Origin of the sequence: Sphingomonas sp. DC5200-1, from assembly GCF_049897245.1 — a bacterium.
Classification (GTDB): Bacteria; Pseudomonadota; Alphaproteobacteria; order Sphingomonadales; family Sphingomonadaceae; genus Sphingomonas; species Sphingomonas aquatilis.
This window is the reverse complement of sequence record NZ_JAFCVW010000004.1, coordinates 217,251-240,732: the sequence shown is the minus strand read 5'-3', so window position 1 is coordinate 240,732 and position 23,482 is coordinate 217,251. Positions and strand designations below refer to the sequence as shown.

Annotated in this window: 23 protein-coding genes; 18 read left to right on the top strand and 5 right to left on the bottom strand. The window is 68.6% G+C overall.

Annotated features, from left to right (window positions below; translation table 11 throughout):
* Positions 1-74 precede the first annotated feature (74 nt).
* On the bottom strand, positions 75-1,529 hold the full coding sequence (pyk, locus tag ACP7A3_RS10210; RefSeq protein ID WP_017980423.1) for a pyruvate kinase: 1,455 nt from the start codon (positions 1,527-1,529) through the stop codon (positions 75-77).
* Between the two features lie 75 nt (positions 1,530-1,604).
* On the opposite strand from pyk, the gene ACP7A3_RS10205 reads away from it, so the two are divergent.
* The 4 genes from ACP7A3_RS10205 (at position 1,605) to ACP7A3_RS10190 (ending at position 3,225) form a co-directional block, all read left to right on the top strand.
* Positions 1,605-1,994: a DUF1244 domain-containing protein gene (locus ACP7A3_RS10205; protein ID WP_426255500.1), complete on the top strand. Its 390-nt coding sequence runs from the start codon at positions 1,605-1,607 to the stop codon at positions 1,992-1,994.
* A 118-nt stretch (positions 1,995-2,112) separates the two neighbouring features.
* A complete protein-coding gene (locus ACP7A3_RS10200) occupies positions 2,113-2,376 on the top strand; it encodes a DUF2312 domain-containing protein (protein ID WP_018250588.1) in 264 nt (87 codons plus the stop codon).
* A 52-nt stretch (positions 2,377-2,428) separates the two neighbouring features.
* Complete coding sequence (locus ACP7A3_RS10195; protein WP_017980426.1) at positions 2,429-2,719, top strand: DUF1294 domain-containing protein; 291 nt, start codon at positions 2,429-2,431, stop codon at positions 2,717-2,719.
* A 68-nt stretch (positions 2,720-2,787) separates the two neighbouring features.
* Positions 2,788-3,225 (top strand): nuclear transport factor 2 family protein, encoded by a 438-nt coding sequence (locus tag ACP7A3_RS10190; RefSeq protein WP_426255499.1) that lies wholly within the window; start codon positions 2,788-2,790, stop codon positions 3,223-3,225.
* 6 nt (positions 3,226-3,231) lie between these two features.
* Here the strand turns inward: ACP7A3_RS10190 and ACP7A3_RS10185 are convergent, their stop codons facing one another.
* Complete coding sequence (locus tag ACP7A3_RS10185) at positions 3,232-4,695, bottom strand: ATP-binding protein (protein WP_017980428.1); 1,464 nt, start codon at positions 4,693-4,695, stop codon at positions 3,232-3,234.
* 122 nt (positions 4,696-4,817) lie between these two features.
* Here ACP7A3_RS10185 and ACP7A3_RS10180 point away from each other — a divergent pair, with 122 nt between their 5' ends.
* The 12 genes from ACP7A3_RS10180 to ACP7A3_RS10125 all read left to right on the top strand — a co-directional run bounded on the left by ACP7A3_RS10180 (position 4,818) and on the right by ACP7A3_RS10125 (position 16,722).
* Entirely contained in the window at positions 4,818-5,357 is a 540-nt protein-coding gene (locus ACP7A3_RS10180) for a DUF1003 domain-containing protein (RefSeq protein WP_116460241.1), read from the top strand.
* A 29-nt stretch (positions 5,358-5,386) separates the two neighbouring features.
* Complete coding sequence (locus ACP7A3_RS10175) at positions 5,387-6,130, top strand: YebC/PmpR family DNA-binding transcriptional regulator (RefSeq protein ID WP_017980430.1); 744 nt, start codon at positions 5,387-5,389, stop codon at positions 6,128-6,130.
* A 154-nt stretch (positions 6,131-6,284) separates the two neighbouring features.
* A complete protein-coding gene (gene ruvC, locus ACP7A3_RS10170; protein WP_017980431.1) occupies positions 6,285-6,791 on the top strand; it encodes a crossover junction endodeoxyribonuclease RuvC in 507 nt (168 codons plus the stop codon).
* Positions 6,788-7,384 carry a Holliday junction branch migration protein RuvA gene (gene ruvA, locus ACP7A3_RS10165; protein WP_017980432.1) on the top strand — a complete coding sequence of 199 codons (597 nt, stop codon included), beginning with the start codon at positions 6,788-6,790 and terminating at the stop codon, positions 7,382-7,384. The genes ruvC and ruvA overlap by 4 nt, the downstream gene beginning before the upstream one ends.
* Positions 7,385-7,587: 203 nt before the next feature.
* Complete coding sequence (ruvB, locus tag ACP7A3_RS10160) at positions 7,588-8,613, top strand: Holliday junction branch migration DNA helicase RuvB (protein WP_426255498.1); 1,026 nt, start codon at positions 7,588-7,590, stop codon at positions 8,611-8,613.
* Positions 8,606-8,794 (top strand): hypothetical protein, encoded by a 189-nt coding sequence (locus ACP7A3_RS10155; protein ID WP_244057197.1) that lies wholly within the window; start codon positions 8,606-8,608, stop codon positions 8,792-8,794. The genes ruvB and ACP7A3_RS10155 overlap by 8 nt, the downstream gene beginning before the upstream one ends.
* A gap of 45 nt (positions 8,795-8,839) precedes the next feature.
* Entirely contained in the window at positions 8,840-11,113 is a 2,274-nt protein-coding gene (ptsP, locus tag ACP7A3_RS10150; RefSeq protein WP_043060989.1) for a phosphoenolpyruvate--protein phosphotransferase, read from the top strand.
* A gap of 102 nt (positions 11,114-11,215) precedes the next feature.
* Positions 11,216-12,199: a helix-turn-helix domain-containing protein gene (locus ACP7A3_RS10145; protein ID WP_426255497.1), complete on the top strand. Its 984-nt coding sequence runs from the start codon at positions 11,216-11,218 to the stop codon at positions 12,197-12,199.
* A 76-nt stretch (positions 12,200-12,275) separates the two neighbouring features.
* Entirely contained in the window at positions 12,276-13,220 is a 945-nt protein-coding gene (locus ACP7A3_RS10140) for a hypothetical protein (protein WP_426255496.1), read from the top strand.
* Positions 13,183-14,208, top strand: coding sequence for a tRNA lysidine(34) synthetase TilS (gene tilS, locus ACP7A3_RS10135; RefSeq protein WP_426255495.1), 1,026 nt, complete (start codon positions 13,183-13,185; stop codon positions 14,206-14,208). The genes ACP7A3_RS10140 and tilS overlap by 38 nt, the downstream gene beginning before the upstream one ends.
* Positions 14,209-14,282: 74 nt before the next feature.
* Positions 14,283-16,262: an ATP-dependent zinc metalloprotease FtsH gene (ftsH, locus tag ACP7A3_RS10130; RefSeq protein WP_017980441.1), complete on the top strand. Its 1,980-nt coding sequence runs from the start codon at positions 14,283-14,285 to the stop codon at positions 16,260-16,262.
* A gap of 85 nt (positions 16,263-16,347) precedes the next feature.
* On the top strand, positions 16,348-16,722 hold the full coding sequence (locus tag ACP7A3_RS10125) for a hypothetical protein (RefSeq protein WP_426255494.1): 375 nt from the start codon (positions 16,348-16,350) through the stop codon (positions 16,720-16,722).
* Positions 16,723-16,837: 115 nt separating this feature from the next.
* Here the strand turns inward: ACP7A3_RS10125 and ACP7A3_RS10120 are convergent, their stop codons facing one another.
* The 3 genes from ACP7A3_RS10120 to ACP7A3_RS10110 form a co-directional block, all read right to left on the bottom strand.
* Positions 16,838-17,938, bottom strand: coding sequence for an AI-2E family transporter (locus tag ACP7A3_RS10120; RefSeq protein WP_043060993.1), 1,101 nt, complete (start codon positions 17,936-17,938; stop codon positions 16,838-16,840).
* Positions 17,939-18,007: 69 nt separating this feature from the next.
* A complete protein-coding gene (locus tag ACP7A3_RS10115; protein WP_426255493.1) occupies positions 18,008-18,547 on the bottom strand; it encodes a SixA phosphatase family protein in 540 nt (179 codons plus the stop codon).
* Positions 18,544-21,273, bottom strand: coding sequence for an ATP-dependent DNA helicase (locus ACP7A3_RS10110; protein ID WP_426255492.1), 2,730 nt, complete (start codon positions 21,271-21,273; stop codon positions 18,544-18,546). The genes ACP7A3_RS10115 and ACP7A3_RS10110 overlap by 4 nt, the downstream gene beginning before the upstream one ends.
* Positions 21,274-21,409: 136 nt before the next feature.
* Here ACP7A3_RS10110 and ACP7A3_RS10105 point away from each other — a divergent pair, with 136 nt between their 5' ends.
* Both ACP7A3_RS10105 and ACP7A3_RS10100 read left to right on the top strand, forming a co-directional pair.
* Complete coding sequence (locus tag ACP7A3_RS10105; RefSeq protein ID WP_018250585.1) at positions 21,410-21,721, top strand: hypothetical protein; 312 nt, start codon at positions 21,410-21,412, stop codon at positions 21,719-21,721.
* A 58-nt stretch (positions 21,722-21,779) separates the two neighbouring features.
* Entirely contained in the window at positions 21,780-23,363 is a 1,584-nt protein-coding gene (locus ACP7A3_RS10100) for a lysine--tRNA ligase (protein ID WP_426255491.1), read from the top strand.
* Positions 23,364-23,482: the final 119 nt, after the last annotated feature.

Genomic DNA, 23,482 nt, shown 5'->3' with positions numbered 1-23,482 from the left:
GGTCCCGCTTCTTCGTCAGCGCCGGGAAGAAGCGGGACCCCGGCTCTTCGGCCGGGGTGACGGAGGGAGTTCGCTCAGGCGTAGTCGCGCAGTTCGTCGCCGGTGATGTGGACGACGTGGAGCACGTTGGTCGACCCCGGCGTGCGGAAGGGGACGCCCGCCATCACGATCACGCGATCGCCCGCATGGGCGATGCCCGTGCGCAGCGCCATGCGCTTCGCCTTGCCGACCATGTCCTCGAACGATTCGACGTCGCGGGTGTGGACGGCATGCGTGCCCCACAGCAGGCCGAGGCGGCGCGCGGTGTCGCGGTTGGGGGTCAGCACCAGCAACGGCACCGACGGCCGCTCGCGCGCGATGCGGCGCGCGGTCGAGCCCGAGGTGGTGAAGCAGATGATCGCGGTCGCCGACACGGTCTTGGCGATCTGCTTGGCCGCTTCCGCCAGTGCGTCGGCGGTCGTCGGATCGGGACGCATCACGGTGAAGTGGACGCGGTCGCCGTGCATCGGATCGCTTTCGACCGAGACGCCGATCGAGTTCATCATCGCGACCGATTCGACCGGCCACTGGCCCGCGGCGCTTTCCGCCGACAGCATGATCGCGTCGGCGCCGTCGTAGATCGCGGTGGCGACGTCGGACACTTCGGCGCGGGTCGGCGACGGGCTCTGGATCATCGATTCGAGCATCTGCGTCGCGACGACGACCGGACGGCCGAGGCGGCGCGCGGTTTCGACGATGCGCTTCTGCAAGGGCGGCACCGACTGCGGCGGCAGTTCGACGCCCAGGTCGCCGCGCGCGACCATGACGCCGTCGCACGCCTCGACGATCTCTTCCAAGCGATCGATCGCCTGCGGCTTTTCGATCTTGGCGAGCAGCGCGGCCTTGCCGCCGATCAGCTTGCGCGCCTCCCACAGATCCTCGGGCCGCTGCACGAAGCTCAGGGCGATCCAGTCGACGCCCTGGTCGACCGCGAAGGCGAGGTCGCTGCGATCCTTTTCGGTCAGCGCCGCCATCGGCAGCACGACGTCGGGAACGTTCAGCCCCTTGTTGTTCGACAGCGGACCGCCAACCTCGACGACCGTCGTGATCCGGTCGGAATCGTGGTCGGTGACGCGCAGCACCAGCTTGCCGTCGTCGAGCAGCAGGCGCGCGCCCGGCTCGATCGCTTCGAAGATTTCCTTGTGCGGCAGTTCGACGCGGGTCGCATCGCCCGGCGTGGGATCGCGATCGAGCACGAAGGTGCTGTTATGCTCCAGCACGGTCCGGCCGCCGTCGAACTTGCCGACGCGCAGCTTGGGGCCCTGCAGATCGGCGAGGATCGTCGTCGGACGGCCGAACTCTTTTTCGAGCGCGCGGATCGCCTCGATCACCGCAACCTTGGACTGCTGGTCGCCGTGGCTCATATTGACGCGGAACGCGTCGGCGCCCGCTTGGAACAGCGTGGCGATCATCTCGGGGGAATTGCTCGCCGGACCGAGAGTCGCGAGGACGCGGACCTTCCTCGATCGGGGCGCGATGGCAGTGGTCATGAAACAGGCTCCTGGGGAATGGCCGCGCTTCCCTCTAATCCCTATCTACTCGCGATCAACCTATCGGAGACGCCCGTGACCGACAAACTCGATTCGCTACCCGATGCGGTCGCCGCGCAGGCGTTCCGCCGCCTCGTCCGCCACCTGCGCCATCGCACCGACGCGCAGAACATCGACCTGATGGGGCTGGCCGGATTCTGCCGCAATTGCCTGTCGGACTGGATCGAAGAAGCGGGCGGGCTGGACAAGGCCACCGCCCGCGAGACGATCTACGGCATGCCGCAGGCCGAGTGGAAGGCGCGCTACCAGACTGAGGCGACGCCCGAACAGCTTGCGCGGATGGACGTGAGCATGACGCGCAATCCCCCCGCCGACGCCACCAAGGATGCGACCCTGGACGAAGCGCTGGACGAGAGCTTTCCCGCATCCGATCCACCCGCGATGACCGAGCCCGGCCGGGGTTGAGGGCCGGGGTTGAGCGCAAACCGGTTAACGCCTAGACGCACCCCCCTGCCGGCCCGGCGCCGGCATCCTTTTCACGCGAATCAGAAGGGCCACGGGCGACCCGTGGCGGGTGGGACATATGGAAGACCGGCAAGAAGGCATGGGCGGCGGCCAGGTCGCGGCGGACGAACTGCGCCTGCTGATCGAACGCGCCGAGCGACTCGAGGAAGAGAAGAAGGGCATCGCCGACGACATCAAGGACGTGATGGCCGAAGCCAAGGGCCGCGGCTACGATCCCAAGGCGATCCGTAAGATCCTTTCGATCCGCAAGAAGAAGAAGGAAGAGTATCAGGAAGAGGAAGCGATCCTCGAGGTGTATATGCAGGCGCTGGGCATGATCTGATCTGCGAATTGCAGGTCACGATTTCCTAAGACGTCGATACGCATCGTAAGCGATGCCGACTCCATCCGCATTCCTCGTCCCCGCCGCACTGGCGCTGGCGGCGATCAACCTGATGACGGTGCTCGCCTTCGCCCATGACAAGGCGCGCGCCGCATCGGGTGGCTGGCGGGTACGCGAATCGACCCTGCTCGCCCTGGCGCTGTTCGGCGGATCGCCGGGCGCGCTCTGGGCGCGACGGCGGTTTCGCCACAAGACGCGCAAGCAGCCGTTCGCAACGCAGCTCGACCTGATCGCGATGGTCCATGCGGGCCTTGCGATAGGTCTGGCGACGCTGCTGGTCTGACGCACCGCTTGACCCACGCCGTCGCACCGTATTAGCCATATACATCACACGGGCGAGGGGCGGGGTATATGGCGATCGGATGGGCAATGGCGATGCTGGCAGCGGCGACGCCCGCACCCCCTTCCCCCGATGCGGCAGCGATCGAACGGCTGGTGGAGCGCTTCAACACCGCCCGCACGGACTTCGACGCAGCGGCGCTCGCCGATACGCTCGACCCCGAGTATCAGGAGATCTCTCCGGTCGGCGACGTCGACGATCGGGCGAAGGTGCTCGGCTTCTACCGGCCCGAGGATCGCCGGCCGGCGCCGCCGATGCAGGGCAGCGAACGGCAGATCGTCGTACGCGGCGCGACGGGCATCGAGACGGAGCGGTGGACGATCACCATGACGCGTCCCGACGGCACGACGGTCACCCGTTCGATCCGCGTCCGCTATGTCGCGATGCGCGCGCCGAACGGATGGAAGCTCGTATCGGCGCAGTACACGCCGATTCCTCCGGCGAGATAGCCGCGCCTACGCCGCCTCGCTCGCCGCAGTCGTCCAGCCGAGGCGCGGGATGGTGATCGAGCGCTTGCCGGACAGGTCGACTCGGGCGACGATCAGCTCGCGGCTCTCGATATAGCCGATCAGGCGGCGGACCCGGCCCAGCGAGCTGGTGCCGTAGGTTTCCGCCAATGCCACGTCCGATGGACATGGCTCGCCGGCCCGCGCCGCACGCGCGATCAGCAGGAAGGCGCCGATCATGTCGTCGGGCAAGGTGTTGGCGAGCTCCATCGCCTCGGCCCAGTCGGGATCGGTGACGTCGAAGATGCCGGCACGGGCCGCGGACAGTCGCCGGGTGAAGCCGGGCAGGTCGAGCGGCGGCTTGGCGAGGCCGGCCATGCGGCAGCGGACCTGGAAGTCCTGAAACAGCACCGATGGCGGACGCAGCGCGGAGTCGCGGTCGGCGACGATCGCTTCGAGGACACTCGCGTAGATCGCCTCGACCTCGACGTCCGACTTGTCCGGCAGTGGCGCGAGCGTCGCCGGCGCGGCGGGGCGTTCGATCGTGTCCAACAATTCGTCGGTCGGCACGCGACGCGGGCGCGGATCGAAGCTCATCGGCAGCTGCGGCGCCTCTTCAGGCGGCGGCGCGAAGATGAGTTCTTGCAAATTCTCGACCGGCGCGCTGGGTAGCGGCGTCAGCTTGGGGCTGCCCGAGCGCGCGGAGGTGGCGACCGCACCGATCTTCACCGTGATCGGCCGTCGCGACACGGCGGGGCCTAGCGCCAGGAAGGTGCCGCGCGCCAGATCGCGGATGCCGTCCGCCTGGCGCCGTTCCATGCCGAGTAGATCAGCGGCGCGCGCCATGTCGATGTCGAGGAAGGTGCGGCCCATCAGGAAGTTGGACGCTTCCGCGGCGACGTTCTTGGCGAGCTTGGCAAGGCGCTGCGTCGCGATCACGCCAGCGAGGCCGCGCTTGCGGCCGCGACACATCAGATTTGTCATCGCGCTGAGCGACGCGCGGCGCACCTCTTCGGCCACTTCGCCGCCCGTCGTCGGCGCGAACAATTGCGCCTCGTCGACGACGACCAGCGCCGGATACCAATGTTCGCGCGGCGCATCGAACAGCGCCGACAGGAAGGCGGCGGCGCAGCGCATCTGCCCTTCTGCTTCGAGTCCCTCCAGGCTCAGCACGACGCTGGCGCGATGTTCGCGCAGGCGGGTGGCGATGCGCGCGATTTCCGGCACCGAATAATCCGCTGCCTCGATCACGACATGGCCATAGGGGCCGGCGAGCGTGACGAAATCGCCCTCGGGGTCGATCACCACCTGCTGCACCTGCCCCGCCGATCCTTCGAGCAGGCGGCGCAACAGATGCGACTTGCCCGACCCGGAATTGCCCTGAACAAGCAATCGGGTGGCGAGGAGTTCTTCGAGGTCCATGGTCACGGGCGCGCCGCGCTCGTCGGCTCCCATGTCTACGCTGACGGTCATTGTGGCTGCCGTTTGGCCGATCCGGGGGGCATCGGGCAAGCGGTTTGCGCCCGGTTGCCCCGTGGCGATCGGGCCAGTACGGGCCGGTTCCGTTCCGCTATCCCTGCGCGAGGATGCCCCGCATGGCCCAGATTCCGTTCGCCGACCTCGCCCTGCGGCTGCTGCGCAAGCCCGCGCATGCGCTCGATGCCGAGGAGCGCCGCGTTCTCGACAGTATCGAAAGCGGCACATTGGTCAGCCGCGACGCCGCCGACGAGGCCGATGCGCGCGCCAGTGTCGGCGACCGGCTGGCCGACAAGGTCGCGGCGATCGGCGGGTCCTGGGGCTTCATCATCAGCTTCACCGTGGTGCTGCTCGGCTGGATGCTGCTCAATTCGGACGTGCTCGCGCATTTCGGCGCGGCGTTCGATCCCTACCCCTATATCTTCCTCAACCTGATGCTCTCGACGCTCGCCGCGATCCAGGCACCGGTCATCATGATGAGCCAGAACCGCCAGGCGGCGAAGGACCGGCTGGCCGCCAGCCTGGACTACGAGACCAATTTGCGTGCCGAGTTGGACATCCTGCGCCTGCACGAAAAGCTGGACGGCGTGATCCTCGATCGCCTGACGGCGTTGGAGGAAAAGATCGACAGGCTGGCGAATGCGGCGTCCGCGGCGTAAGGGCACGGGATTATCCGCTAGAGGCATCCATGGCAGGCCATTCCAAGTTCAAGAACATCATGCACCGCAAGGGCGCGCAGGATAAGAAGCGCTCGGGCATGTTTTCCAAGCTCAGCCGCGAAATCACCGTGGCGGCGAAGATGGGTTTGCCCGACCCCGACATGAACCCGCGCCTGCGCGCCGCGGTGAACGCCGCCAAGGCGCAGTCGATGCCCAAGGACAATATCCAGCGCGCGATCGACAAGGCGTCGAAGGGCGATACCGAGAATTACGAGGAAATCCGCTACGAGGGCTTCGGCCCCGGCGGCGTCAGCCTGATCATCGAGGCGCTGAGCGACAACCGCAACCGCACCGCCACCAACGTGCGCACCGCGGTGTCGAAGAACGGCGGCAACCTCGGCGCGTCCGGATCGGTGAGTCATGCGTTCGACCGCGTCGGCCTGATCAACTATCCCGCCAGTGCCGGCGACGCCGAAAAGGTGTTCGAGGCCGCGCTGGAGGCGGGGGCCGAGGACGTGACCTCGACCGAGGAAGGCCACGAGATCTGGACCGCGCAGGCGGATCTGCACGAGGTCGCCAAGGCGCTGGAGCCGGTGCTCGGCGAAGCGGAAGGCGCGAAGCTCGCCTGGCGCCCGCAGACGATGGTCGCGGTGACCGAAGCCGATGCCGCGACGCTGTTCAAGCTGATCGACGCGCTGGACGACGACGACGACGTGCAGACCGTGTGGGGCAATTACGAAGTATCCGACGAGGTGATGGAGAAGCTGGGTTGAGTCTCATTCCTCCCTCGCGAAGCGGGGGAGGGGGACCATGCGCAGCATGGTGGAGGGGGCGGCGGCGCAGCCGCCGTTCCACGGCGGCCCCCCTCCACCACTCGCCTTTGGCGAGCGGTCCCCCTCCCCCGCTGAAGCGAGGGAGAAATGATCCATGATCATCCTCGGCCTCGACCCCGGACTCGGCACGACGGGCTGGGGCGTCATCCATGCCGACGGCAACCGGTTGCGGCATATCGCCAACGGCCAGATCAAGACCGATCCGTCGATGCCCCTGCCCCGCCGCCTGTCGAACCTGCATGCCGCGCTGGTCGACGTGATCCTCGCCGAGCGGCCCGACGGCGCGGCGGTGGAAGAGGTGCTGGGCAACACCAATGCGCAGTCGACGCTGAAGCTAGGGCAGGCGCGCGGCGTGGTGCTGCTCGCGGCCGCCAGCGCGGGGCTGCATATCGGTGAATATCACCCCTCGACCGTCAAGAAGGCGGTCGTCGGGACGGGCGGCGCGGAAAAGCGGCAGATTCAGGCGATGATGGCGGTGCTGCTGCCGGGCGCCAAGCTCGCCGGCCCCGACGCCGCCGACGCGCTGGCCGTGGCGATCACGCACGCCCACCATCTTGCCTCTGCCCAGGGCATGGCGCGCCGCGCTAGGGTGACGGCATGATCGCACATCTCAAGGGCCGGCTCGATTCGACGGGCATCGACCATGCCGTGATCGACGTCGGCGGCGTCGGCTATCTGGTGGGCGCCTCGGCACGCACGCTCGCGGCGATCGGCCCTGTGGGCGAAGCGGCGATGCTGCACACCGAGATGCTGGTCGCCGAGGATTCGATCCGCCTGGTCGGCTTCGCGCGCGCCGAAGAGCGCGACTGGTTCCGCCTGCTCACCGGCGTGCAGGGCGTGGGATCGCGCGTCGCGCTCGCCATCCTGTCGGCGCTGGACACGCAGGAAATCGCGCGCGCGGTGTCGGCGCAGGACAAGGCGATGGTCGCGCGGGCGAACGGCGTCGGCCCGAAGCTTGCCGAACGGATCGTGCGCGAGCTGAAGGACAAAGTGGGCACCGTTGCACTCGGCCCCGCCGCCGCCGCACAAGTGGTGCCGGTCGGCGCCAGTGCGGATGCGGTGTCGGCGCTGCTCAACCTCGGCTTCCGCCCCGCCGAGGCCGCGAACGCGGTCGGTGCGGCGGAGGAGGATCTGGGCCCGGGCGCGACGCTCGACGCGCTGGTGCGGCTGGCGCTGCGCAAGGCGGCGAAGTAGGGCGTTGCCGCTTCGTTCCGCACTGTTTAGGAGCGACCTATGGCGACCGTGACGATCACCGTGGATGACGCGCCGTCGGCGTGGATCGCAGGTCGCGGAGACGCGTGGGTATGCCGACGTCTCCGCTTGTCCCTGCCACCTCGTTCGGCAAGACAGGCAAACCCATGGGTCGCGCTGTCTGATCCAGAACACGACAGCGCGTCGTGACCGATAGCGACCGCCTCCTCACCGCCAGCCGCCGTCCCGAGGATGTGGACGCGGCGCTGCGCCCCAAGAGCCTCGACGATTTCGTCGGGCAGCAGGCGGCGCGCGAGAATTTGCGCGTGTTCATCGAGGCGGCGCGGGGGCGCGGGGATGCACTGGACCATGTGCTGTTCTTCGGGCCGCCGGGGCTGGGGAAGACGACACTGGCGCAGATCATCGCGCGCGAGATGGGCGTGGGATTCCGCGCAACCAGCGGCCCCGTCATCGCCAAGTCGGGCGACCTCGCCGCATTGCTCACGAATCTCGAGGACGGCGACGTGCTGTTCATCGACGAGATCCACCGCCTGCAACCCGCGGTCGAGGAGGTGCTGTATCCGGCGATGGAGGACCGCGCGCTCGATCTGATGATCGGCGAGGGGCCGTCGGCACGCTCGGTCCGGATCGACCTGCCGCGCTTTACGCTGGTCGGCGCGACGACGCGGCAGGGGCTGCTGACGACGCCGCTGCGCGATCGCTTCGGCATTCCCGTCCGCCTGCAATTCTATACGGTGGACGAGCTGACCCGCGTGGTGACGCGCGCCGCCGGGCTGCTCGAGCTGGCGATCGCGCCCGACGGCGCCGCCGAAATCGCGCGGCGCGCGCGCGGGACGCCGCGGATCGCCGGGCGGCTGCTGCGCCGGGTGCGCGACTTCGCCAATGTCGCGGGCACGCCGACGGTCGATCGGATCGCCGCCGACCGCGCGCTCAACCGGCTGGAGGTGGATGCGCTGGGCCTCGACGCGATGGATCGGCGCTACCTTCATATGATCGCCGATATCTATCGCGGCGGCCCGGTGGGCGTCGAAACGCTGGCCGCGGGCCTCAGCGAACCGCGTGACACGATCGAGGAGGTGATCGAGCCTTATCTGATCCAGCTCGGCCTCGTCGCCCGCACCGCGCGCGGGCGCGTGCTGAACGCGGGCGGGTGGAAGCATCTGGGGCTGAACCCGCCGGTGGGCAGTCAGGACGGGCTGTTCGATGCCTGAGGCATCCCGGCCGATCAGCCCGCCGTTGATGCTCGGCCTGATCGTGCTGCCGGTGGTGTTCTTCTGGTTCCTGCTGCGTCCGGGCTATGCGCGGAGCACACGGCGGATCGTGGTCATCTATGCCCTGACGTTTCCAGTCCTTGGACTGATCGGCACAGTGATGGAAACTGCGTTCCGCTAGATTGTTGCGTGGCACCCGCCCGCGGCATCTGTTAGCCCTAGGCACATGCCCAGCTCGGCCGTCGCCTCCGCCCGCGAAATCCTCACCCGCCTTCACGACGTCATGGCCGGGCGCAACCCGGCGCAGGCGAAGCTGAACGCCGTCGTCGGCATCATCGCCGAGGCGATGGATAGCGAGGTCTGTTCGATCTATCTGCTGCGCGAGGGCGTGTTGGAGCTGTTTGCGACGCGCGGGCTCGATCAGGCGGCGGTCCATGTCACCAAGCTGGCGCTGGGCGAGGGCTTGGTCGGCACGATCGCCGACGATGTCGAGGTCCTGAACCTCGACGAAGCCGCGAGCCATCCGGACTTCGCCTACAAGCCCGAGACGGGCGAGGAACGCTATCACAGCTTTGCCGGCGTGCCGATCATCCGGCGCGAGCGCGCGGTGGGCGTTCTTGCGGTGCAGCACAGCGAGCAGCGCAAGTACCAGGACGTCGAGATCGAGGCGTTGCAGACTGTGGCGATGGTGCTGTCCGAGCTGATCGCCAATGCCGGGCTGATCGACACGGCGGCGGGCGCCAGCGGGCGCGAGAAGTCGACTGCTGCGATCCGCCTGCCGGGGCAGAAACTGGTCGAGGGCATGGGGTCTGGCTATGCCGTCTTCCACCAGCCGCGCATCGTCGTCGAACATACCGTCGCCGAGGATACCGACGCCGAGCGCCACCGCGTCTATGCCGCGTTCGACAAGATGCGCGAACAGATCGACCGGATGACGCGCGAGGCGGAGTTCGGCGTCGGCGGCGAGCATGAGGAGGTCCTGCAGACCTACAAGATGTTCGCCTATGACGAAGGCTGGGCACGGCGGATCAATGAAGCGATCGACAGCGGCCTGACCGCGGAAGCGGCGATCGAGCGCGTCCAGCAGCGCACCCGCCAGCGCATGCGCCAGATCGACGATCCGCTGCTCGCCGATCGCATGCACGACCTGGAGGATCTGTCGAACCGGCTGCTGCGCATCGTGTCGGGCCAGATGGGCACCGCCGCGCAGCTGGGCCTGCGGCAGGATACGATCCTGATCGCGCGCAACCTGGGGCCGGCCGAGCTGCTGGAATATGACAAGCGCCGGTTGAAGGGCGTGGTGCTGGAGGAAGGGTCGCTGACCGCGCACGTGACGATCGTCGCGCGGGCGATGGGCGTGCCGGTGCTGGGCCGGGTGCGCGACGTGCGCCGCCAGATCGCCGAGGGCGACCTGCTGCTGCTCGATTCGGTGGCGGGCAACGTGTTCGTGCGGCCGTCGGGCGGGATGGAAGAGGCGTTCGAGGCGAAGCTGGCGCTGCGCCAGAAGCGCAAGGCCGCCTTTGCCGCGTTGCGCGACGTGCCGCCGGTGACGAAGGACGGGCATCGCATCACGCTGATGGTCAATGCCGGCCTGCGCGATGACGTCGCGGCGCTCGACACGACGGGGGCGGACGGCATCGGCCTGTTCCGTACCGAATTCCAGTTCCTCGTATCGGCGACGCTGCCGCAGCGCGAACGCCAGCAGCGCCTCTACAAGGAGGTGATGGACGCCGCCGGGGATCGCCCGGTGATCTTCCGCACCGTCGACATCGGTGGCGACAAGGCGCTGCCCTATCTCAACAAGGCCGATGCCGACGAAGAGAATCCGGCGATGGGCTGGCGCGCGTTGCGGCTGGCGCTGGATCGCGATGGCCTGATGAAGGTGCAGGCGCGCGCGCTGATCGAGGCGGCGTCGGGCCGCACGCTCAACGTCATGTTCCCGATGGTCAGCGAGGCCTGGGAGTTCGCCGAGGCGAAGGCGCTGTTCGAGGCACAGCGCCAATGGCTGGGCGCGCGCGGCCGGCGGCTGCCGACGGGCATCCGCTATGGCGCGATGCTGGAAGTGCCTGCGCTCGCCGAGCAGCTCGACCTGCTGCTGCCCGATCTCGACTTCCTGTCGGTCGGCACGAACGACCTGACGCAATTCCTGTTCGCCGCCGATCGCGCCAACCCGCGGCTCGCCGAACGCTATGACTGGCTGAGCCCGTCGATCCTGCGCTTCCTGTCGCGCGTCGTCGGGCCATGCCGCGAAGCGGGCGTCGACCTGGGGGTGTGCGGCGAGATGGGCGGGCGGCCGGTGGAGGCGATGGCGCTGATCGGCCTGGGCATCAACCGCCTGTCGATCACCCCCGCCGCGATCGGCCCGATCAAGGCGATGGTACGCAGCCTGGACCATGACGCAGTCCGCGCGTTCGTGACCGAGCTGATCGCCCGGCCGCCGCGCGACATGCGCGCCGCGCTAAGTGATTGGGCAACCTCGCAAGGCGTCGACATGGCCTGAAACCTCGCCGAATAGGGTTTCGGGCGCGTTGACTTGCAGCAGTCCATCGGGGAATGTCCCGCCCGTCAGCGATCCGCAAACGCCCCTCCCCCGGAGATACGAATGGACGAGGTCGAATCCGGCCAGCCTGCCCCCACCCCCGTCGAACCGGCCCGGCCGGGCGATCGGTTGCGTGCCGCGCGGGACAGCCGGGGCCTGAGCCTGGCGGAGATCGCCGCACGCACCCGCGTGCCGCAGCGCCATCTGGAGGCGCTGGAAGCGGGCGATTATGGCGCCCTGCCCTCGCCCACCTATGCGATGGGCTTCGCAAAGGCCTATGCCCGCGCCGTGGGTATGGACGAGGTGGAGCTGGCCGCCGACCTGCGCCGCGAACTCGACCGGATGGGGCCGCGCCAGCCCGAATATGTGCCTTATGAAACCGCCGATCCGGCACGCGTGCCCTCGCGCGGCGTCGCTGTGCTGGGCGTCGGCATCGCGCTCGCCGTCCTGATCCTGGCCGGTCTGTGGTATGGCACCAACCTGTTCCAGCAGCACGGCGCCACGCCGCCCGCCGCGCAGGATGCCGTGGTGGCGCAGGCGGTGACGCCCCGGCCGACCGCCGCCGCGACGCCGGCCGCGCCGACCGGCGGGCAGGTGGTGCTGACGGCTAAGGACGAAGTGTGGCTGCGCGTCTATGACGCCGACAACAAGACGCTGTACCTCGGCACGATGAAGCCGGGCGAAACCTTTGCCGTGCCGGCGACCGCCAACGATCCCAAGATCAATGTCGGCCGTCCCGACAAGCTGGACGTGACGCTGAACGGCACCGCCATCCCGCCGCTGGGCGACGGATCGCGCGCGATCAAGGACGTGCGCGTCAGCGGCGCGGCGATCGCCGCCCGCCTGTCCGGCGCCCCGGCACCGACCGCGACGCCCAGCGCCGCCGCGACGAGCGCGATGCGATCGAGCGAAGAACGCTCGCCCCGCCGCAGCGAGCGTCTCGCCGATCGTCCCGCGACCAGCGAGACGCAGCGGGCGAATTTGCAATCCGCCGAGACGGCGCCGACGCCACCGCCGGCAACGACGGGCAATTCGTCCGCGCCTTAAGGCTGGCGACAGGCATGGCAATGCAGCTATGACTCGTTTCGTGTTAACCAAGGCTGCGCCGGGGGGCGCCACATCCATGCGTACGATCATCTGGGCGCTCGCTGCCGCCACCATCCTGACGCCGGTCGCCGCATCGGCACAAAGCAACGTCGAAGGCCGCGTCGGCAAGCTGGAAAGCGAAATGCGCGCGGTGCAGCGCAAGGTCTTCCCAGGCGGCGCCGGCCAGTATCTCCAGCCGGAGATCACGCGTCCCGATACGCCGCAGCCAATCGGCGGCGTGCCCGCGACCAGCGCCGTCGCCGACCTGACCAGCCGCGTGACCGCGCTGGAAAGCCAGATGGCGTCGATGACCGATCAGATCGAGCAGAACGGCTATAAGGTCCGCCAGCTGCAGGACGCCTTCGACGCGTACAAGCGCAGCACCGATGCCAAGCTGAAGACGATGGCGAGCACGCCGGCGCTGGCCGAAACCCCCGCCTCGGCGCCGTTGACCGGCGACACGGCGGCGAGCGACGCGCCGGCCAAGCCTGGGCGTACGCCGGCGAAGACCCCGACCTCCACCGCGGTCGCCGCCGCGGGCGACACCGCGCCCTCCGCCAACGCCGCCAAGGTCGAGAAGCCCTCGACCGGCGACGCGCCCGAGGACGACTATCTCTACGGCTATCGCCTGTGGGCGGCGAAGCAATATCCGCAGGCCGAGGCGCAACTGAAGAAGGTGGTCGCCACCTATCCCAAGCATCGCCGCGCAAGCTATGCGCAGAACCTGCTCGGCCGATCGTACCTGGACGAGGGCAAGCCCAGCCTTGCCTCGATGGCATTCTACGACAATTACAAGAAGATGCCGGATGGCGAACGCGCGCCGGAAAGCCTCTATTATCTCGCGCAGGCACTGATGAAGCTCAACAAGCCGGCCGATGCGTGCAAGGTTTATGGCGAGCTGACCGACGTATACGGCAGCAAGATCTCCAGCCAGATGAAGGCGAATGTCGAAAAGGGCCGCACCGCCGCCAAATGCCAGTGATCCCGCAGGGCCGGAAGGCCAGCGGTTTCGGGACGACCTGATCCGCGCGCTGGGGCACGCCCCGCGCGGCGGTATCCTGCTGGCCGTCTCGGGCGGGCCGGACAGCATGGCGATGCTGACGCTGGCGCAGGCCGGCGGGGTCGAGGGGCTGCATGTCGCGACCGTCGACCATCGCCTGCGCGCGGAGGCGGCGGCGGAGGCGGCAATGGTCACCGATCACTGCCGCGCGATCGGCGTGCCGCATACGATACTGACACCCGCCGAACCGATCGGCGGCGCGAGCATCCAGGCGGCGGCGCGGCGCGCGCGCTATGCGCTGCTGACCGACCATGCGCGCGCGCTGGGGGTCGATGCGATCGCGACGGCGCATCATGTCGACGATCAGGCCGAAACCTTCCTGATGCGGGCCGCGCGCGGATCGGGGATTGCGGGGCTGGCCGGCGTGCGGGCACGGGCCATGGTTGAAGGTATGACGATCGTGCGGCCGCTGCTCGAATGGCGGCGCGCGGAGCTGCGCGCGATCGTCCGGCGTGCCGACGTGCCGTTCGTCGACGATCCCAGCAACCACGATCCGGCACACGATCGCACGCGCTTTCGCCGGCTGATCGAGGGCAATGAATGGCTCGGCCCGCCCCAGCTCGCCCGATCGGCGACCGCGCTGGCGGAAGCGGACGGCGATCTGCGCGCGATCGTCGACTGGCTGTGGCGCACGCGCGTGCGCATCCTCGACGCGAGCATCCGGCTCGACGCCGCCGATCTGCCGCGCGAGGTGCTGCGCCGGCTGGCACGCCGCGCGATCGGAGAGGTGATCGCGACCAATGCCGTTGCGACCACGCAGTGGAACGAATCGGCGAATATCGAGGCGTTGCTCGATGCGCTCATGGCCGGTCGTCGCGCGACGCAGGCGGGGGTCATCGCCAGCCCGCATGGACCCGAATGGCGCTTCCGCCCCGCCCCACCGCGGCGTTCGTCGTCGCCGGCCGGCTGATCGGCGCAATTCCGCCGGGGTGTTCCATTGCCATTAACCTCCATGCGCCTATCTTGTGCGGTGAAAGGCACCCCATGAACGACAACGACAAGCAGCCGCGCGGCGACGGCGGGAATGATGGCGGCAACGGCGGCGGCAGCCCCTGGATGAAGAGCCTGCTGATCTGGGTCGGCATCCTGCTGGCGCTCGGTCTGTTCGTGACGATGTTCGATGGCCGCACCAGCGCCGCGAACAGCAATACCGTCGCCTATTCGAAATTCCTCGACCAGATCGACGAGGGCACGGTGAAGGACGTGGCGATCAGCCGCGACATGATCACCGGCACCTATACGAGCGGCGAGAAGTTCCGCACCTATCCGATCAGCGATCCGACGCTGGTGCCGCATCTGCGCCAGAAGAACGTGACGATCTCCGCCAAGCCCGATGAGGGCACGTCGGTGTGGATGGTGCTGCTGTACCAGTCGCTGCCGTTCCTGCTGTTCCTGGGCATCGCCTTCTTCGTCATCAAGCAGATGCAGAAGAATACCGGCGGTGGCGCGATGGGCTTCGGCAAGAGCCGTGCCCGCATGCTGACGCAGAAGGAAGGCAAGGTCACGTTCGACGATGTCGCCGGCATCGACGAGGCGCGTGCCGAGCTGACCGAAATCGTCGACTTCCTGAAGGATCCGTCCAAGTTCGCGCGGCTGGGCGGCAAGATCCCCAAGGGCGCGCTGCTGGTCGGCTCGCCCGGCACCGGCAAGACGCTGCTCGCCCGCGCGATCGCGGGTGAGGCAGGCGTGCCCTTCTTCACCATTTCGGGTTCGGACTTCGTCGAGATGTTCGTCGGCGTCGGCGCGAGCCGCGTCCGCGACATGTTCGAACAGGCCAAGAAGAGCGCGCCGTGCATCGTCTTCATCGACGAAATCGACGCGGTCGGCCGCCATCGCGGTGCGGGCCTGGGCAATGGCAATGACGAGCGCGAACAGACGCTGAACCAGCTGCTGGTCGAGATGGACGGGTTCGAGGCGAACGAGGGGATCATCATCGTCGCGGCGACCAACCGCCCCGACGTGCTCGACCCCGCGCTGCTGCGTCCGGGCCGCTTCGACCGCCAGGTTGTCGTGCCGCGGCCGGATATCGAGGGTCGCGTCAAGATCCTGGAAGTCCATATGAAGAAGGTGCCGCTGGCGCCCGACGTCGATGCGCGCACGATCGCACGCGGTACGCCGGGCTTCTCGGGTGCCGACCTCGCCAACCTCGTCAACGAAGCCGCGCTGATGGGCGCGCGCAAGGGCAAGCGCCTGGTGGCGATGGCCGAGTTTGAAGAGGCGAAGGACAAGGTCATGATGGGCGCCGAGCGGCGGTCGATGGTCATGACCGAGGACGAGAAGCGTATGACCGCCTATCACGAGGCGGGCCACGCGATCGTGTCGATCCACGAACAGGCGTCCGACCCGATCCACAAGGCGACGATCATCCCGCGCGGTCGCGCACTGGGCATGGTGATGCGCCTGCCGGAGCGCGACAGCTACAGCTACCATCGCGACAAGATGTATGCGAACTTGGCGGTGGCGATGGGTGGCCGTGTCGCCGAAGAGATCATCTTCGGGTACGACAAGGTGTCGTCGGGCGCGTCGGGCGATATCCAGTACGCTACCGGTCTTGCCCGCGACATGGTCACCAAATGGGGCATGTCGGACAAGGTCGGCCCGGTCGAATATGCGCAGCCGGAAGGTGAAAGCTTCCTCGGCTATTCGTCGAGCCAGCCGGTTCGCATGTCCAATGCGACCGCGCAGCTGATCGACGACGAGATCAAGAGCATCGTCGAAGGCGGTCTGACCCGTGCCAAGCAGCTGCTGACCGACCATGTCGACCAGCTCCACCTGCTGGCCGGCGCATTGCTCGAATATGAGACGCTGTCGGGCGACGAGATCAAGAAGCTGATCGCCGGTGAGGAGATCGGCCGCAGCGATCCGTCGGGTCCGAAGGCGAGCGTGCCGCGCGCCGGCACCTCGATCCCGAAGACGCGCCGTCCGGGCGGTCCCTTCGGCAATCCGGCACCGCTCGGCGCCTGATCCGAACGACAGAGACGGGGGGCGGTTCAGCCCGCCGTCAGTTTGATCCGATTATGCGGCGGCATTCCCATCCGGAGTGCCGCCGTTGTCGTATAAGTCTTTGATCGCCCTTGCCGTTTCGCTGGGCCTCGCCACGCCTGCCGCTGCCGCGATGAGCGTCGGCACCTTCCTGGCCAAGGCCGCGCCGCTGCGCGCGAACCCCTTCACCGCGCTGACCAACCCCGACTATCCGGTGCTGAAGGCGGAAGCCGATGCCGCGACGCGCCAGCTTCGTGCGGAGGGGGCGGCGCGGGTCGCTGCGGGCAAGCCGCCGATCGCCTGCATCCCCGATGGCGAATCGGTCGGCATCCTCGAGATGCTGGGCGGGCTGGATGCGCTGTCGCCGGCGGACAAGAAACTGCCGCTGAAGGACGGCTATGCGCGGGTGTTGGCCAAGACCTATCCGTGCCAACGGAATTAACGTTCTTCCCAGCCGTTCGCCCTGAGCCTGTCGAAGGGCGCGTTCCCCAAACTTAGCACCTGCGGAGAGCTACCCTTCACAAGCTCAGGGTGAACGGCGTTCTTGGCGTGGCACGTCACGCCTCGCGCGGTGCGTCCTCGGCGTCGACGCCCGCCGTCACCCGCCGCCCCTCGCGCTCGTCGGTCAGGATCTGCCAGCCGGTGAGGAACAGCGCGGCGACCAGCGGGCCGACGACGATGCCGCTGAGCCCCGCCACCTCGATGCCGCCCAGCGTCGTCACCAACACCAGCCAATCGGGGATGCCCGTGTCCCGGCCGACCAAGATCGGCCGCAGGATATTGTCGGCCAGGCCGATCACCGCGACGCCCGAGACGATGACGACCACGGCCTGCCAAATGGCACCCGTCGCGAGCAGATAGATCGCGACCGGCCCCCAGACGAGGGCCGGCCCCACCGCGGGCAGCAGCGCGACGAGTGCCATCAACAGGCCCCATAGCAGCGCCGCCGGCAGACCGACGATCCAGAAGGTGATCGCGCCCAGCGCACCCTGCGCGAGTGCGACGAGCACCGATCCCTTGATCGTCGCGCGCACCACCGCGACGAAACGACCGAGCAGGCGGTCGGCCACGGCGCGTTCCAGCGGCAGCGCGTCCCGGATCTTCGGCGCGAGCCGATCGCCGTCGCGCAGCAGGAAATAGGTGACGTAGAGCCCGACACCGAAGGCGAGCAGGAACGCCGCCGTGTTCCGGCCGATCGACAGCGCCTGCGACGCGATGCCGCGGAAGCTGGAGCGCACCGCTTCCACGATGCGGGCCTGCGCGTTGTCGAAACTGCCGAGGCCAGATCGATCGAGCGGGCGCTGCACCCATTGCGGCAGGCCGTCGTGCACCTGCTTGAAGTAACTGGCGAAATCGATCTGGCCGCTTTGCACCTTGGCATAGACGCCGGCGGTCTGGTCGATCACCATGCCGCCGATCGCCAGCGTCGGGATGATCACCGCGACGAAGATGATGAGCAAGGTCGCCGCCGCCGCCCGGTTGCGGTGCCCCGGCCAGCGCTTGAGCAGCCATTGGAACAGCGACTGGAACAGGATCGCGGCGAGCACCGCCCACAGCAGCGCGCCGATGAACGACGACACGATCGCGAGCAGACCCACGCTCACCGCCACGAGGAAGACGATCAGTCCCCCCGATTCCAGCCGTCGCCTGTCGATCATATCGCCCCCGTCTGCACCCCCGCCGACTGCGGGACGGGGCAAGAACCCGTCAGGACCGTTTCGGGTCCGTCACCGCTCGTCGGGGCCGAGCGCGGGATCGAGGTCGCGCGGGCGGACGTAGCGGTCGAGCCGCGCCTGTCCCTCGGCGACCGCACGCCAGCATTCTGCCCCGGTCGCCATCTCGGCGAGCGTCGCGGTCGGGTATTTTTCCTCGAGCCGGTCGCGCAACGCGCCGCCGCCAAACGGCACCAGCAGCATCGCCAGATCCTCGAGACCGGGGTTGTGGCCGACCATCAGGACCCGTTGCGCCTCTTCCGGCAGCTCATGCACGACGTCGAGCAACGTCGCGGCGGAGGCGAGGTAGATGCGCCGTTCCCACACCGGTTCCAGCTTGCGACCATAGCCGCTGGCGATCGCGTCGAGCGTCTCCATCACGCGCACCGCGGGCGAGGCGACGATATGGTCGAAGACGAGCCCCTCGTCGCGCATGTGCCGGCCCATCGTCTGCGCGGCGCGGCGCCCCTTGTCGTTCAAGGGACGGTCGAAATCACGAGCGACGGGATCGTCCCAGCCGGACTTGGCGTGGCGCAGCAGCGTCAGCGTCTTCAACCGGCGTCTCCGTCCTCGACCGCGATGCGCGCCTCATGCCCGATCGCGGGCGACAAGGAAAGCCGCCCACCACTGCGCGCAGCGACACGGGCGACCGCCTCGTCCAGCGTCACGCGCGTCACGGCGACGCCGGGCGGGAAGGCAGCGAGCAACCGCGACGGCATCGCGGCCGACAGCATCACGAACGCCCCCGAATCGTCGGCGCGGCGGATGAGGCGCCCGAACGCCTGGGCGAGCCGCGCGCGGACAATACGGTCGTCATAGGCCGAACCGCCCCCCGCCAGCCGGCGCGCGGCGTGGAGCACGCTCGGCTTGGGCCAGGGCACGCCCTCCATCACGACGAGCCGCAGCGACGATCCAGGCACGTCCACCCCGTCGCGCAACGCATCGGTGCCGAGCAAAGAGGCGGCGGGATCGTCGCGGAAGATGTCGACCAACGTGCCCGTATCGATCGGGTCGACGTGCTGCGCGTGGAGCGGCAGCCCCTCGCGTGCCAGCCGGTCGGCGATGCGGCCGTGGACGCCGCGCAGGCGGCGGATCGCGGTAAACAGGCCGAGCGTGCCGCCGCCCGCCGCGACGATCAGCCGCGCATAGGCATTGGCGAGCGCGGGCAGGTCGCCACGCTTGACGTCGGTGACGATCAGCACCTCGGCCTGGCGTTCATAGGCAAAGGGACTCGGCGCCTCGAACCGCGACGGTGCGCGGGCGAGGTGCGGCGCGCCGACGCGGGCCTCCGCGGTCGGCCAGTCGCCACCGCCGGTCAGCGTCGCCGAGGTGACGAGCACGCCATGCGCCGGCTTCAATACCACTTCGGCGAAGGGCCGCGTGGGATCGAGCCAGTGGCGGTGGAGGCCCATGTCATATTCGCGCCCCTCGATCCGCTCGACCGCGAGCCAGTCGACATGGTCGGGATCGGCGGGGCCGCCGACGCGCGCGAGCAGCGACAGCCACGCCGCTACCGTCTCCGCCCGCCACCCGATCGAGGCGATCGCGCCCTCAATCCGCGCACGTGCCGGGCCGTCCATCCAGTCGGGCGCCTCCGCCAGCACCGCCTCCAGCCGGCGGCCGAGCGTCACCAAGGGGCGGACCAGCGCGTCGAGCGCGGCGGCAGCGGGGGCGGCGGCTTCGATCAGTTCGGGGGTCGGTTCGGCGAGTTCGGTTTCGAGGCCATAGCCGGCGTCGCCCGGCTGTTCCGCGCGGGCGTAGGTGAGGCCGCGGACGGCAGCGAGCAGATGCTCGATCGGCCCGAACGGCGCACCTTCGGCGATCCGCCCCAGCCAGCCGTCGCTGGCGAGGTTGCGTGCCGCCTCCACCGCATCCTGGATCGCGATGCCGCCCTGTTCGTCATAGCTCGCGACATCCGACAGGCGCGCCTGAAGCCCGCGCCGCCGCCCCCGCCCGCCGCTTTCGGGACCCAGGATCCAGCGCCTGAGTTCGATCGTCTCCTGCCCGGTCAGCGCCGTGGCGAACATCGAATCGGCCGCTTCGAACAGGTGATGGCCTTCGTCGAAGACGTAGCGGGTCGGGCGCGTCGTCGTCTCCCGCCCGCGCGCGGCGTTGACCATGACGAGGGCATGGTTGGCGATCACGATGTCCGCGTCCGCCGAGGCGCGCGCGGCGCGTTCGATGAAGCACTTCCGGTAATGCGGGCAGCCGGCATAGACGCATTCGCCGCGCCGATCGGTCAGCGCCGCCGGGCCGTTGCGGCGAAATAGGGTCGGCAGCCAGCCGGGCAGGTCGCCACCGACCATGTCGCCGTCGGCGCTATAGGCCGCCCAGCGCGCGACCAGATGCGCGAGGATCGCGGCGCGGCCGGCAAAGCCGCCCTGCAACGCATCCTCCAGGTTCAGCAGGCACAGGTAATTTTCGCGGCCCTTGCGCGTCACCACCTTCTCGCGGCGCACCGCGGCGTCGGGGAAGACTCGCTCGGTTTCCTTGGCGAGCTGGCGTTGCAGCGCCTTGGTATAGGTGCTGATCCACACCGCGCCGCCCGCGCGCTCGGCCCAGAGCGAGGCGGGGGCGAGATAGCCCAAGGTCTTGCCGATCCCCGTCCCCGCCTCTGCAAGGACCATGTTGGGCGCATCACGCATCGCACGCGGGGCGAAGGCTTCGGTGGCGGCGGCGGCGAAGGCGCGCTGGCCAGTGCGCTCCTCGGCGCCCGCGCCGGTGAGGGCGTGGAGCCGTGCCTCGGCATCGCCAGGGGGGACGGTCGCAGACAGCGGTGCGGGGCGCGGGGCGTGCTCCTCCCATTCGGGCAGCGCGGCGAACAGCCAGCGTTCGTTGGTGCGCGGCTTGGCGATCAGCGGGCCGATCGCGGGGGCCCAAGGCCAGCGCAGCCGGCCGAGCGACTGCACCGCGGTCCACGCGCCCTCCCGTTCGGGCCAGTCGCCCTCCGGCACGGCAAGCAGGGCTGCGGCAGCCTCGCGCAGGAAAGCGGCGACATCCTCGTCACGCGTCGGCGGTGACAGATCGACCGCCCGCGCGAGCCCCTTGGGCGTCGGCACCGCGAAGCGCGCGGGGTGGAGGAAGGCGAACAGTTCGAGCAGGTCGAGGCCCGACAGCTCGGGGTAGCCCAGCCGCTGCGCGACCAATGCGGCGTTGAGCAGGATCACCGGCGTATCCGCCGCGATGCGGATCGCCTCGCCGCGCCCGATCGGCCGCGTACCCTCCGCGGTCGCGATCCAGATGCCGCCATGGCTGGCGTGGAGGGCGGGATAAGGGATCACCGGTGCCGCTGTACTCCACCGGAACGGAATGGCAACTCGCCAACCCGCGCGCGGCGAACGTCATCCTGCATTCATGAAACCGCGCCCTTTATCGCTCGTTCGGCAGACATCGTTCGACACGAAAGGGAAATATATCATGCGCCATATGCTGTTCGCGCTCACCGCTGCTTCGCTCGTCCTGCCTGCCAGCGTCGCGCTGCCGGTCAGCAAGGCCGAGGCCAAGCGGCATCACCACCGCTATGCGCATGAGCGCGGCTATCGCTACGCGCACGGCTGCCGCTATTCGAGCGGGACGACGGGCCTGGTGGCGGGCGGCGTCGGCGGTGCGCTCGTCGGCAATTCGCTGCTCGGCCATGGCGCGCTCGGCACGATCGCGGGCGGCGTCGGCGGTGCCTTTGCCGGCCGGGCGATCGATCGCACGATCACCGCCAAACGTCGCTGCCGCTAAGGCGCCGCGATCCAAAGTGTTGCGGGATGCGCGTCGGAACCTTAGTCCGGCGCGCATCATGACCGATACCGATCTGCGCTCCGTCGCTCTCGACTCCAAGGCCTGGCCGTTCGAAGAGGCGCGCAAGCTGCTGAAACGCTTTCCGGACGGCAAGCCCGGTGGCGCACCGATCCTGTTCGAAACCGGCTATGGCCCGTCGGGCCTGCCGCATATCGGCACGTTCAACGAAGTGCTGCGCACGACGATGGTGCGCAACGCCTTCCATGCGCTGAGCGACCAGCCGACGCGCCTGATCGCGTTCAGCGACGACATGGACGGCCTGCGCAAGGTGCCCGACAACGTCCCCAACGGCGACATGCTGCGCGAGCATCTCGGCAAGCCGCTGACCCGCATCCCCGATCCGTTCGGCAAGTTCGACAGCTTCGCCGCGCACAACAATGCGATGCTGCGTGCCTTCCTCGACCGGTTCGGCTTCGACTACGAATTCGCCTCGTCCACGGACTATTACGAGGGCGGCAAGTTCGACGACGCCATCAAGGGCGTGCTGCGCCATTACCAGGGCATCCTCGACGTGATGCTGCCGACGCTGCGGGCGGAACGGCGTGAGACCTATTCGCCCGTGCTGCCGGTCAGCCCGACGAGCGGTGTCGTACTGCAGGTGCCGGTCGAGGTGGTCGACGCGGACGCCGGCACGATCGCCTTCACCGACGAGAGCGGCGAACGGATCGTCCAGTCGGCGCTCGGCGGCATGGCGAAGCTGCAATGGAAGGTCGACTGGGCGATGCGCTGGGTGGCGCTCGGCGTCGATTACGAAATGGCGGGCAAGGACCTGATCGATTCGGTGACGCAATCGTCGAAGATCGCGCGCGTGCTCGGCGGACGCCCGCCCGAGGGCTTCAACTACGAGATGTTCCTCGACGAAAAGGGCGAAAAGATCTCCAAGTCCAAGGGCAACGGCCTCAGCCTCGACCAGTGGCTGACCTATGGGCCGGAAGAGAGCCTGGCCTTCTTCGCCTATCGCGAGCCCAAGAAGGCGAAGGCGCTGCACTTCGGCGTCATCCCGCGCGCGGTCGACGATTATTGGCAGTTCCGCGGCAATTATCCGACGCAGGAAATACCGCAGAAGCTCGGCAACCCCGTCCACCACATCCACGACGGCAACGTGCCCAGCGCGACGTTGCCGGTGACGTTCGGGTTGCTGCTCAACCTCGTCGGCGTGATGGGCGAGGCGAGCAAGGAGCAGGTATGGGGCTATCTGCGCAACTATGTGCCCGATGCGACGCCCGAGCGCGACCCCGAGCTCGACCGACTGATCGGCTATGCCCTGGCCTATGCCCGCGATTTCGTCGCGCCGACGTTGAAGCGCCGTGCACCCAAAGGCGTCGAGGTGGAGGCGCTGCGCCGGCTGGACGCCGATCTCGCCGCGCTACCCGCCGACGCGAGCGCGGAGGATATCCAGAACGTTGTCTACGAGATCGGCAAGACCGCCGGCTTCGAAAGCTTACGCGACTGGTTCAAGGCGCTGTACGAGACACTGCTGGGGTCCGAACAGGGGCCGCGCATGGGGAGCTTCATCGCGCTGTACGGGGTGGAGAACAGCCGGACGCTGATCGCTGAGGCGCTGGCGAAGGTCACTGCCTAAGTCCTCCCCCGCCAGGGGGAGGTGGCGCCGCGTAGCGGTGACGGAGGGGGAGGTATGCGGCGGAGGTCGTGTTTGCGGAAACGCCCCCTCCACCGCTGACGCGGGGGAGGAATTGGGCG

What these genes read in the sequence shown, in the direction of transcription:
- pyk (WP_017980423.1), bottom strand. Translation starts at nt 1,529, where the DNA reads ATGACCACTGCCATCGCGCCCCGATCGAGGAAGGTCCGCGTCCTCGCG.
- ACP7A3_RS10200 (WP_018250588.1), top strand. Translation starts at nt 2,113, where the DNA reads ATGGAAGACCGGCAAGAAGGCATGGGCGGCGGCCAGGTCGCGGCGGAC.
- ACP7A3_RS10195 (WP_017980426.1), top strand. Translation starts at nt 2,429, where the DNA reads ATGCCGACTCCATCCGCATTCCTCGTCCCCGCCGCACTGGCGCTGGCG.
- ACP7A3_RS10190 (WP_426255499.1), top strand. Translation starts at nt 2,788, where the DNA reads ATGGCGATCGGATGGGCAATGGCGATGCTGGCAGCGGCGACGCCCGCA.
- ACP7A3_RS10185 (WP_017980428.1), bottom strand. Translation starts at nt 4,695, where the DNA reads ATGACCGTCAGCGTAGACATGGGAGCCGACGAGCGCGGCGCGCCCGTG.
- ACP7A3_RS10180 (WP_116460241.1), top strand. Translation starts at nt 4,818, where the DNA reads ATGGCCCAGATTCCGTTCGCCGACCTCGCCCTGCGGCTGCTGCGCAAG.
- ACP7A3_RS10175 (WP_017980430.1), top strand. Translation starts at nt 5,387, where the DNA reads ATGGCAGGCCATTCCAAGTTCAAGAACATCATGCACCGCAAGGGCGCG.
- ruvC (WP_017980431.1), top strand. Translation starts at nt 6,285, where the DNA reads ATGATCATCCTCGGCCTCGACCCCGGACTCGGCACGACGGGCTGGGGC.
- ruvA (WP_017980432.1), top strand. Translation starts at nt 6,788, where the DNA reads ATGATCGCACATCTCAAGGGCCGGCTCGATTCGACGGGCATCGACCAT.
- ACP7A3_RS10155 (WP_244057197.1), top strand. Translation starts at nt 8,606, where the DNA reads ATGCCTGAGGCATCCCGGCCGATCAGCCCGCCGTTGATGCTCGGCCTG.
- ptsP (WP_043060989.1), top strand. Translation starts at nt 8,840, where the DNA reads ATGCCCAGCTCGGCCGTCGCCTCCGCCCGCGAAATCCTCACCCGCCTT.
- ACP7A3_RS10145 (WP_426255497.1), top strand. Translation starts at nt 11,216, where the DNA reads ATGGACGAGGTCGAATCCGGCCAGCCTGCCCCCACCCCCGTCGAACCG.
- ACP7A3_RS10140 (WP_426255496.1), top strand. Translation starts at nt 12,276, where the DNA reads ATGCGTACGATCATCTGGGCGCTCGCTGCCGCCACCATCCTGACGCCG.
- tilS (WP_426255495.1), top strand. Translation starts at nt 13,183, where the DNA reads ATGTCGAAAAGGGCCGCACCGCCGCCAAATGCCAGTGATCCCGCAGGG.
- ftsH (WP_017980441.1), top strand. Translation starts at nt 14,283, where the DNA reads ATGAACGACAACGACAAGCAGCCGCGCGGCGACGGCGGGAATGATGGC.
- ACP7A3_RS10120 (WP_043060993.1), bottom strand. Translation starts at nt 17,938, where the DNA reads ATGATCGACAGGCGACGGCTGGAATCGGGGGGACTGATCGTCTTCCTC.
- ACP7A3_RS10105 (WP_018250585.1), top strand. Translation starts at nt 21,410, where the DNA reads ATGCGCCATATGCTGTTCGCGCTCACCGCTGCTTCGCTCGTCCTGCCT.
- ACP7A3_RS10100 (WP_426255491.1), top strand. Translation starts at nt 21,780, where the DNA reads ATGACCGATACCGATCTGCGCTCCGTCGCTCTCGACTCCAAGGCCTGG.